Annotated in this window: 10 protein-coding genes and 1 pseudogene; 6 read left to right on the top strand and 5 right to left on the bottom strand. The window is 66.7% G+C overall.

Annotated elements, in window-relative coordinates:
* Positions 1 to 64: 64 nt before the first annotated feature.
* Positions 65 to 367 (top strand): annotated as a pseudogene (locus ACEQXE_RS09630) (MBL fold metallo-hydrolase); the annotation flags it as partial.
* 127 nt (positions 368 to 494) lie between these two features.
* Here the strand turns inward: ACEQXE_RS09630 and ACEQXE_RS09625 are convergent.
* The gene (locus ACEQXE_RS09625; RefSeq protein WP_370178807.1) at positions 495 to 893 is read right to left on the bottom strand and encodes an MAPEG family protein; all 399 of its coding nucleotides are present in this window, start codon (positions 891 to 893) and stop codon (positions 495 to 497) included.
* A gap of 231 nt (positions 894 to 1,124) precedes the next feature.
* Between ACEQXE_RS09625 and rpmF the strand changes: the two genes are divergently transcribed.
* The 5 genes from rpmF to ACEQXE_RS09600 all read left to right on the top strand — a co-directional run bounded on the left by rpmF (position 1,125) and on the right by ACEQXE_RS09600 (position 4,283).
* The gene (rpmF, locus tag ACEQXE_RS09620) at positions 1,125 to 1,304 is read left to right on the top strand and encodes a 50S ribosomal protein L32 (protein WP_160753059.1); all 180 of its coding nucleotides are present in this window, start codon (positions 1,125 to 1,127) and stop codon (positions 1,302 to 1,304) included.
* 30 nt (positions 1,305 to 1,334) lie between these two features.
* The gene (gene plsX / locus ACEQXE_RS09615) at positions 1,335 to 2,402 is read left to right on the top strand and encodes a phosphate acyltransferase PlsX (protein WP_370178805.1); all 1,068 of its coding nucleotides are present in this window, start codon (positions 1,335 to 1,337) and stop codon (positions 2,400 to 2,402) included.
* Positions 2,399 to 3,361, top strand: a complete 963-nt coding sequence (locus tag ACEQXE_RS09610) for a beta-ketoacyl-ACP synthase III (protein WP_370178803.1) — start codon at positions 2,399 to 2,401, stop codon at positions 3,359 to 3,361. The genes plsX and ACEQXE_RS09610 overlap by 4 nt, the downstream gene beginning before the upstream one ends.
* A gap of 132 nt (positions 3,362 to 3,493) precedes the next feature.
* The gene (locus ACEQXE_RS09605; RefSeq protein WP_370178801.1) at positions 3,494 to 3,796 is read left to right on the top strand and encodes an integration host factor subunit alpha; all 303 of its coding nucleotides are present in this window, start codon (positions 3,494 to 3,496) and stop codon (positions 3,794 to 3,796) included.
* A 1-nt stretch (position 3,797) separates the two neighbouring features.
* Positions 3,798 to 4,283 carry a MerR family transcriptional regulator gene (locus tag ACEQXE_RS09600; protein WP_370178800.1) on the top strand — a complete coding sequence of 162 codons (486 nt, stop codon included), beginning with the start codon at positions 3,798 to 3,800 and terminating at the stop codon, positions 4,281 to 4,283.
* Between the two features lie 3 nt (positions 4,284 to 4,286).
* Here the strand turns inward: ACEQXE_RS09600 and ACEQXE_RS09595 are convergent, their stop codons facing one another.
* From ACEQXE_RS09595 to ACEQXE_RS09580, 4 genes are all read right to left on the bottom strand, one after another.
* Positions 4,287 to 7,709, bottom strand: a complete 3,423-nt coding sequence (locus ACEQXE_RS09595; RefSeq protein WP_370178798.1) for an AAA family ATPase — start codon at positions 7,707 to 7,709, stop codon at positions 4,287 to 4,289.
* Positions 7,710 to 7,727: 18 nt separating this feature from the next.
* On the bottom strand, positions 7,728 to 8,495 hold the full coding sequence (locus ACEQXE_RS09590; RefSeq protein WP_370178796.1) for a thioredoxin domain-containing protein: 768 nt from the start codon (positions 8,493 to 8,495) through the stop codon (positions 7,728 to 7,730).
* A gap of 85 nt (positions 8,496 to 8,580) precedes the next feature.
* Positions 8,581 to 9,264, bottom strand: coding sequence for a thioredoxin domain-containing protein (locus ACEQXE_RS09585; protein ID WP_370178794.1), 684 nt, complete (start codon positions 9,262 to 9,264; stop codon positions 8,581 to 8,583).
* Positions 9,261 to 9,833 (bottom strand): DUF721 domain-containing protein, encoded by a 573-nt coding sequence (locus ACEQXE_RS09580; protein ID WP_370178792.1) that lies wholly within the window; start codon positions 9,831 to 9,833, stop codon positions 9,261 to 9,263. Before ACEQXE_RS09580 ends, ACEQXE_RS09585 begins: the two co-directional genes overlap by 4 nt.
* Positions 9,834 to 9,842 lie beyond the last annotated feature (9 nt).

Here is a 9,842-nt window from a genome sequence, read left to right as displayed (position 1 = left end):
CCGCAGCCGGCATACGAGATGCATGAGAGTGACTGGAGTTCAGACGTGTGCTCTTCCGATCTGCGACACCGTCACCGTCGGCAACCTGACGCTCGAAGTGATCCACTGTCCGGGCCACACGCCGGGGCACGTGATCTTCTTCAACCGGGAGCGGAAATTCGCCATCGTCGGCGACGTGCTATTCAAGGGGAGCATCGGGCGCACCGACTTCCCGATGAGCGATCACCAGAGCCTGATCGATGCGATCACGAAGAAGCTGTGGCCGCTGGGCGACGAGGTGACCTTCATCCCCGGCCACGGGCCGACCAGCACTTTCGGGCAGGAGCGCAGGTCCAACCCCTTCGTGGGCGATGCTGCGTTGGCTTAGGTGCGTCGGTCGCGGCTGAGCAAAATCAGCCGCTGCGCCCGGGTCCGGCCCACAGCCCCTCCCGACCAACCCATGGCATTATCCTGTTGGGTTGGACGGGAGGGGGTGTGGGCTGGCACCGCCCAAATCACGCCACGCGCATACCCACAAGCGCAGCGTAGATGCTCAAGCCGAGCAGGGTCAGCAGCGTCACCGCCACGCCGATCTGCCTCGGCAATCCGGCCTTGTCGGCATCCATGCCGATCCCGTGCGCGATGCGGCCGAGCACGAACAGCACCGAAACCGCGTGTAGCCCCAAGCCGCCGCGCCCGGCCAGGTCGATGAGCACGATCAGCGCCAGCACGAAGGGCGCGGTCTCCACGTAGTTGAGCTGTGCTCGCATCCGCCGTGCCAGCAGCGCATCGCCCCCGTCGCCATGCCCGACTCGCGCCTTCAGCCGCGCGCGCCCGGTGCGCACGGCGAGCCACAGCGCCACCAGGCCGAACATCGCGGCGCTGGTCAGCGCCACCGGCATTACGATTTCCATCACTCTTCCCCCTCTCGCGGTTTTGCCGGTAATATGGCCGCGGTCCGGCACGCCGCCAAGCGCGAACCGCATCACGCATGGCTTGCATCATCCGCCAAAATCGGTATAGCGCGCGCCTCTTCCGCCATTGACGGAGCGTAAGCGCCGCACGACATATCCGTTGTGCCGGCCCTGACACTCGCTTAAGGCGGCTCACAAGTTACGATTACAAACGCTTAGAACAGGTGCCGCATGGCTGTCCCAAAGAGAAAAGTATCGCCGCATCGCCGGGGCAATCGGCGCGCGCATGATTCGCTGAAGGTCGAAGCCTTCCACGAATGCAACAACTGTGGCGAATTGAAGCGTCCGCACAACCTGTGCCCGCACTGCGGTTACTACAACGGTCGCGAAGTCGTTGCCGTCGGTCTCTGATCGACCGCTTGAAGAAATCCGGAGATTGACATGAGCCTGCCGCGTATCGCTGTTGACGCGATGGGCGGCGATGAAGGCGTGCGCGTAATGGTCGAGGGGGCAGCCCTCGCCCGCCGCCGACACGAGAAGTTCAATTTCCTCCTGATGGGCGATGGTGCGCGAATCGAACGCGCGCTGAAAGATCATCCCGGCCTCGCCGGGGCGGCCGAGATTCGCCACTGCGATTCGGTGATCGCAGGTGAGGATAAGCCTTCGCAGGCGCTGCGCCGTGCCAAGGGCACCTCGATGGGCGAAGCCGTCGCCGCGGTTAAGCGGGGCGAAGCCGGTGCCGCGGTCAGCGCAGGCAATACCGGCGCGCTGATGGCAATCAGCAAGCTAGCCTTGCGCACGCTCCCCGGAATAGACCGCCCGGCGCTCGCCGCCCTGCTGCCGACGCTGGAAGAGCAGGATGTCATCATGCTCGACCTTGGCGCCAATACCGAATGCGATGCGCGCAACCTTGTGCAGTTCGCGATCATGGGCGCCGCCTATTCGCGGATCGTGACCGGGCGCGAACGCCCCCGTGTGCGCCTGCTCAATATCGGGACCGAGGATATCAAGGGCACCGACGAGGTGCAGGCAGCCGCGCAGCACCTGCGCGCAGCCTCCACGCTGGCGATTGATTTCGACGGCTTCGTCGAAGCGGACAAGATCAACCGCGGCGACGTGGATGTCGTGGTGACGGATGGTTTCTCCGGCAATATCGCGCTCAAGGCCATTGAAGGGTCGGCGCGTTTCGTCACCGACCTGCTGCGCAGTGCCTTCGCTTCATCCTTCCGGTCCAAGGTCGGCTTCCTCGTCTCGAAGCCCGCGACCGAGCTGCTGCGTCACCATCTCGACCCCAACAATCATAATGGCGCGGTCTTCCTTGGCCTGAATGGCGTGGTGGTGAAGAGCCACGGCAGCGCGAATGCCAAGGGCGTGGCCAATGCGGTCGCGGTGGCAGCGCGCCTGCTGGAGGAAGACCTGACTGCACGTATCGGGCAGGACCTTTCCAAGCTGGGCGACAACCTGATGGCCAACGGAAGCGCCGGCAAGAACGGGGTTTCCGCCAAGTGATTCGCTCCGTCATTCGCGGTGCCGGATCGGCCCTGCCGACACGCATCGTCACCAATGATGAGCTGGCCGCGCAGCTGGATACCAGCGACGAGTGGATCGTGGAGCGCACCGGCATCCGCCAGCGCCATATTGCCGGTGACGGCGAAACCACCTCTTCCCTCGCGATCGATGCGGCGCGTGCCGCGCTGTCCGATGCCGGAATGGACGCGAGCGATATCGACCTGATCGTGCTCGCCACCGCAACACCCGACAACACCTTTCCGGCTACGGCAACCAAGGTGCAGGCCGCGCTTGGCTGCCAGCCCTGCGCAGCATTCGATGTAGCGGCGGTCTGTTCGGGCTTCCTCTATGCAATGAGCACTGCCGACGCGATGCTGCGCAGCGGGCAGGCGAGCCGCGCGCTGGTGATCGGCGCGGAAACCTTCAGCCGCATTCTCGACTGGGAGGATCGCACCACCGCCGTGCTGTTTGGGGACGGGGCGGGCGCAATCGTGCTTGAGGCGGAGGAAGGCGACGGGACGCGCGGCATCCTGACCTCGCAACTCCACGCCGATGGCAACCAGCACGACCTGCTCTATGTCGATGGCGGGCCGTCGACCACGCAGACCGTGGGCCACCTGCGCATGCGGGGCCGCGAAGTGTTCCGCCATGCAGTCGTAAACCTCGCGCAAGTGCTGACCGATGTGGTCGCCAAGGCGGGGATCGAGGTGGCAGACATCGACTGGGTCGTGCCGCACCAGGCCAATATCCGTATCCTGGAAAGCACGGCAAAGAAGCTGGGCCTGCCGCCGGAGAAGGTGATCGTGACGGTGGACCGGCACGCCAACACCTCTGCCGCATCGGTACCGCTCGCCTTCGCCACCGCGCGCGCGGATGGGCGGATCAAGGAAGGCGATCTCGTGCTGTTCGAAGCGATGGGTGGTGGCTTTACCTGGGGCGCGAGCCTCGTGCGCCTGTAGGCCCTCCGCCGCTCACAGGGCATAAATCCGTCAGCGCGATTGCGGTGTTGCGCAACATTCGCTAGGCCTCATAGGCTTTTATAGCGGGTCGCATAACAAGAACCGGTAATAAGATAAAAGGGGGTTCAGACCATGTCGCGTTCGGCGGGTACGCTGACCAGGGCCGATCTGGCCGAAACGATCAATCGCAAACTCGGCTTCAGCCGCGTTGAATCGCTCGCGCTCGTTGAATCGGTGCTCGCGCATATGTGCGATTCACTGAAAGACGGCGAGAATGTGAAGATTTCCGGCTTCGGCAGCTTCATCCTGCGCGACAAGAAGGAACGGATCGGGCGCAACCCCAAAACCGGGGTCGAGGTGCCGATCACGCCGCGAAGGGTGATGACCTTCCGCGCCAGCCAGACCCTGCGCGACCGGATCGCAAGCGGGAGCTGAGATGATCCGCCGCCGCTTCGACGATGGGAAAGAAGAGCAGGCGCTCCGCACCATCGGCGAGCTTGGGCAGGCGCTCGGCCTCAAACCCCACGTATTGCGCTATTGGGAAGAACAATTCCCGATGCTGAAACCTTTGAAGCGTAGTGGCGGTCGCCGATACTACCGCGCGGAGGATGTTGCACTTGTCCAGACGATCGACCGGCTGGTGAACGAGGAAGGCTACACCCTGAAAGGCGCGCGTGCCGCGATCGAGCAGGGCCGGGCCGAGCCGCACGAGCCCGCGGCCGCTCCGGGTGAGGAGCGCTCAGGCGCCGCGCCGCGCTTTCTTACCGCGAAGGACCTGCCAGACCGTGACGAGGTGGCGCCGCCCGGCTCCTTCACGAGCCTGAGTCGGGCAGCGGAGGCTCCGACGATATCGGGCAAGGCCGCCCTGCTGCAGGACCTGAAGGCGATCCGCGCCAATCTGGCGGCGGCGATCGGGGAGTAGGCGCTACTCCGCTGCCAGCAATTCGGCAGCCTGCAGGTCTACGCTGACGAGGCGACTGACGCCTTTCTCGATCATCGTCACCCCGAACAGGCGGTGCATGCGGCTCATCGTCACCGCGTTGTGCGTCACAATCAGGTAGCGCGTGCTGGTTTCGCGGGTCATCGCGTCGAGCAGGTCGCAGAAGCGGTCGATATTCGCATCGTCCAGCGGCGCGTCGACCTCGTCGAGCACGCAGATCGGTGCGGGATTGGTCAGGAACAGCGCGAAGGTGAGTGCGATGGCGGTGAGCGCCTGCTCGCCGCCCGATAGCAGCGTGAGCGATTGCAGCCGCTTGCCCGGCGGCTGGGCGTAGATCTCGAGCCCGGCCTCCAGCGGATCGTCGCTGTCGATCAGCGCAAGGTGCGCATTGCCACCTTCGAACAGGCGCGCGAACAGCTTCTGGAAATGCGCATCGACTTGCTCGAACGCGGCGCGCAGGCGCTCGCGCCCCTCGCGGTTCAACTGCCCGATGGAACCGCGCAGGCGGTGCACTGCCTCGGTCAGCTCCTCGCGTTCGGCGGCGGTGGAGCCGTGCTCTTCTTCGATCTTCGCCAGCTCGTCCGCGGCGACAAGGTTGACCGGACCGATCCGCTCGCGCGACTGGGTCAGCCGGTCGAGCGCTTCGGCTTCGGCATCGCGATCCGCAACGTCGTCTTCGTCGAACTCGAAGGCGGCGGGCAGCAGCGGCGGCGGCTTGTGGAACCGTTCGCCCGAAACGCGCGCCATCTCCGCGCGGCGGGCATCCTCGTTCTCGGCCTGGTTGGCGAGCTGCGCGCGACGCTCGCGCGCTTCGGCCAGCGCCTCGTTGGCGGCGCGCTGCGCTGCATCGGCGCTGTCGGCTGCGGCCTGGGCATCGTCGAGCGTGGCCTGCAATCCGGCAAGGCGTGCTGCGGTTTCCGCATGCGCGGCCTGCGCCTCTTCGATCTGGTGGGCGAGCCGGTCCGGCTGGTCGCCCACTGCATCGCGTGCTTCCGCGATTTCCGCGAAGCGGCTGTCCATCTCGGCAAGGCGGCGCGCGGCCTCGTCGGCGCGGCGATCCCAGTGCGACCGGTCCGCCTTGTGCGCCGAAACACGTTCTTTCGCGACAGCCAGCGCCTGCTCCTGTGCGGCACGTGCGGCGGTGGCGGCGGATAGCTGCGTACGCGCGGTTTCGTGGGCTGAGCGTGCGGCATCGCGCCTGCTGGCGAGCGCTTCGGGATCGGTCAGGGCGGAGATGGCTTCCTGCGCGGCTTCCAACTCGCGCTGGGCAGTCGCTTGCTGGTCGGCATGTTCGGCGCGCGCTGCCTCGATCTGGCGCGCCTTGTCCGCATGGCTGGCAAGCGCCGCCTCTGCCCGGTCGAGCGCGCGCAAGGCCTCGCGCACTTCTTGGGCGGCGGCCTCCCGCTCGCCTTCGGCCCGTGAGAAATCGGCCTGTATGGTGTCGAGCGTCTTGCGCGCAGACGATGCGCTGGTCTCGGCTTCGGAGACGGCATTGCGCAAGGAAGGCAGGCGTTCGGCCAGCGCCGCCAGCCGGTTCGCCGCTTCGAGCCGTGCCGCCTCCGCCCCGCCTTCGCCGCGCACCACCAGCCCGTCCCACCGGCGCAGCGCACCGCTGAGCGTGACCAGCCATGTGCCCGGTTCCAGGCTTCGGCCATCATCCGAATCGACAACCATGACGCGTGCAAGCCGCGCGCGCAGTTCTTCCGGGCAGTCCGACACATGGGCCAGCAGGTTGTCGGTTATCGGCTCGGGCTGCGGGGCGCCTGTCCAGAAACGGCCATCCTCCGCCTGCGGTATGGCACCCAGCGGGCTGCGGCCATCGCGGCCCAGCACCGCAGCCAGCGCGGCTTCGTAGCCCGGGGCGGCGCGCACCCTGTCTAGCGCGACGGCTTTCCCGGCCTTTGCCGCACGCGCCTTGTCCCGGCCCTGCCGGTCACGTTCCAGCGCAGCATGCTCCCGCTCGACGCCGACCAGTTCGGCGCGCGCCCCGGCGAGGGCTTCCTGCGCCTTTTCGAGCGCGGTCCGAGCATCCTCGCGCTGTTCGCGCATGGTGCCGATCCGTGCGGCCAGCGCCTCGTGCGTGTTGGCAGCCTTGGTGGCGGCAGCTTTTGCCTGTTCGAGCAATTGGGCGGGGTCTGCGGCACCGGCCTGCTGGCGGGCACTTTCTTCCAGCCGCTCCGCCTCGCGGGCAAGATTGGCGATCCGACGCTCCGCCTGTTCCAGCGCGGCGCGGGCGACCCGCCATTCGGCATCGAGCGCGGCGTGATCGGCATTGGCGCGCGCGAGGTCCAGTTCCGCCGCGCGCTCTGCCTGTTCGGCGCGCTCGGCATCGGCAATCGCTTGGGGAAGGGCGGCTTCGGCCTCGCTGCGTGCCGCCTCGCTGGCCGCCAGCTCGGCTTCGAGCCGTTGCAGCGCGTCGGCGGCATCTCGCCCGGTCCGTCCGTAATCCTCCCGATCCTCTTCCAGCCGCTGCGCCTGTCGGTCGAGATCGGCGAGCCGGGTCAGCGCCGCATCGCGCTCCTTTTGCAGGCTGGAGAGCCGCTGTTCCTGCGCCCCTGCATCGGTGCGCGCCGCGACCAGCGCATCGCGCGCATCGGCCAGTTTTTCCGCAGCCTCGCGCTGGGCGACTTCGGTTTCGCCGGAGCGCAGCTTCGCGGCCTCCACCGCGCTGTCCGCCTCACCCGCCGCCTTGCGTGCCGCCTCCGCGCTCGCAGCAGCATCGCGCCAGCGTGCGAAGACCAGCCGCGCCTCGGCCACGCCGATCTGGTCGGTTAGCTTGGCATAGCGCTCCGCCTGCTTCGCCTGCCGCCGCAGGCTGGCGATCTGGCTGTCGAGCCCGGCCAGCAGGTCTTCCAGCCGCGACAAGTTGTTCTCGGTGGAGCGCAGCTTGCTTTCGGCATCCTTGCGGCGGACGTGAAGGCCCGCGATGCCCGCCGCTTCTTCCAGCATCGCGCGCCGTTCGACCGGCTTGGCCGCGATCATGTGCGCGATCTTGCCCTGGCTGACGAGGGCGGGGGAATGCGCGCCCGTGGCCGCATCGGCGAAGGTCAGCGCAACATCCTTCGCGCGCACATCACTCCCGTTGACGCGGTAGGCGCTACCCGCGCCGCGCTCTATCCGGCGGACGACTTCCAGCTCGTCGCCACGGTCATCCGCGCCGGTCAGCACGACTTCGGCGAACTGGCGCGGCGGACGCTCAGCGGTCCCTGCGAAGATCACGTCCTCCATCCCGCCCGATCGCATCGACTTGGCGGAGGTTTCCCCCATCACCCAGCGGATCGCTTCCAGCAGGTTGGACTTGCCGCACCCATTGGGGCCGACGACACCCGTCAGCCCCGGTTCGATGCGCAGTTCGGCAGGCTCGACGAAGCTCTTGAAGCCAGAGAGGCGAAGTCGCCGTATCTCCATCGAGTCGCCTAAGCCGCCCTATTCGTCGCGCGCGCCCGCGCGCTGCAGCGTGGCCTCGATCGAGTTCCAGCCATTGGCGTCGACTTGCTGGCCATTGACGAAGAAGGTCGGCGTGCCGGCGATTTCGTCTTCGGTGCCATAGGAATCGGAGAATTCGGCCAGCTCGTTCAGCCGTTCGGCATCGGCGAGGCAGGCCCGCGCCTGGTCGCGGCTGATCCCGCGCGAGGCGAAGAAATCGAGCAGGCCTGCGCCTTCCGCGAAGGCGACGAAGCGCTGGTCTTCGGGCAGGGTCAGCGCCTGGTCGAGCTGCGCGGCGTTCTGCTGCACGGGCTGCATGATGGTGGGCAGGTTGGCCCAGATCTGATCGGCCAGCGGCACGGCCTGGGCGGGTGCTCCGCAATCGATCAGGCGGGTGAGCGCAAGATCGATCGGGCCGTGGATGGCGAAGCTGCGGAATTCGAAGCTGACCCGGCCGCTATCGACATAATCGGTCATCAGCGATTCGCTTGCCTGCTGGGAGAATGCGGCGCAGCCGGGGCAGGTGAGCGATCCGTATTCGAGCAACTTGATCGGCGCATCCGGGTTGCCGACGAGGTAGCCGTTGCGATCGGTAATCTCGGCAATTTCGGACCAGGCCTGGCCTTCGGGCGCGGCGACTTCCGCCACCGGCTCTCCATCGAGTGCGGCCTCGCCCTCATCGCCATTATTGCAGGCTGCGAGGCCCAGCGACAGGGGCAGGGCAAGTGCGGTGAGGGCGAAAGTCTTGGCGGTCTTCATGGCGTTCATCGGACGGTCCTTTGCGAGCCGATTGGGAAGGATAGGCGGGAGGCCTGGCGATTCGGAAGGGGTGTGCGCGGTTTCTCCACCGGCACTATTGCTCTGCGGCAGCCGGCAGCGGGCCTTCGAGTATCGGGGCGAGTTCCTGCCAGCGATGCACGTCTTCCAGCACCGTGCCATTCACGGCGAAGGCAGGGGTGCCGGCGATCTTTTCCCAGTCGGCGTCGGCTTGCGCTTCCAGCCGGTCTGCCAGTGCCTGATCGTTGAGGCACTGGTCCAGCTCGGAGCGCGAATAGCCGCGCCTTTCGAGGATCGCATAGAGGTTGAGATCGCTCGCCACCGCGCGTCGGCGAGCCGACTTGTCACCGTGATGCCAACGATCGGTCTGCGATTTGGTCGCCAACCGGCGCAGCGCGTTGAACTGCGGTTGGGCGGCCATCAGCGCGGCATGGTTGGCGGGAAACTTCTCGGGCGCACCGCAGCGCGCCAGCATCGTGGCGGTCAGGTCGACCGGGTTGGCATTCATGTGACGATATTCGAACCGCAGCTTGCCGGTCTGGACATAGCCCAGCTTCAGGATCTCTTCGCCATGGACTGTAAAGTCGCGGCAATGCGGGCATGTATAGCTGATATATTCGGTCAGCGTGACGGATGCTTGCGGGTTGCCGACGAAGTGCGACACGGGTGTGCGCTCGACCGTGACGAGCCAGTTTTCGGCGGCCGCCGCGCTCGTCAATCCGAACAGCACGGCCAGCAGGCCTGCGATGATCCGCTTCACGTATCCGTCCCTTCGTCCGTCCCGTCGGTCCCCATGGTGCGCGCCAGCCCTTCCAGCACGGCGCGCAGTTCCGGGTCGCCAATATCGCGCAAAGAGTCGCCCAGTTCCATCGGAATCGGCTTCAATTCGGGCGGTCTTGCGCTTTTCCCGCCCTCTATCGCACGCGCCTGAACCGGGCCTTGCCGCATCTTGACCTTCGCGATGGCGCGATAGCCGAAGAAGCGGTTGGTCCGTTCGATGATCTCGGGGATCACGTGCTGGATGATCGGTGCATGTCCGGGCGCGACCACCAGTTGCAGCACGCCCTCGGAGCGTTCTCCCGGAGGGAAGCGGATCGCTTCGGGCGCGCAGACTTTCGCGTGTTCGGGCCCGACGATCTCGGGCCAGCGGGTGACGACCGAACTTTGCACGAAGCCATAACGGCGGAACGCGGTGCGCCCCACTTGCGGCATCAGGTCGCCCACGGGCTTCGCGCCGCCGCCGCGCGGCCGCTCGAACGGGCGGACATTGCTGGCAGAGCGACCGCTCTTCTTGCTCGCGGGCTTTTTCGGGGGGCGGGTGCGTTCCATTGGACGGGC

It is taken from the genome of Alteriqipengyuania sp., assembly GCF_964222115.1.
Classification (GTDB): Bacteria; Pseudomonadota; Alphaproteobacteria; order Sphingomonadales; family Sphingomonadaceae; genus Alteriqipengyuania.
Note: the sequence above shows the minus strand (reverse complement) of the source record. Positions and strands in the feature narration are given on the sequence as shown.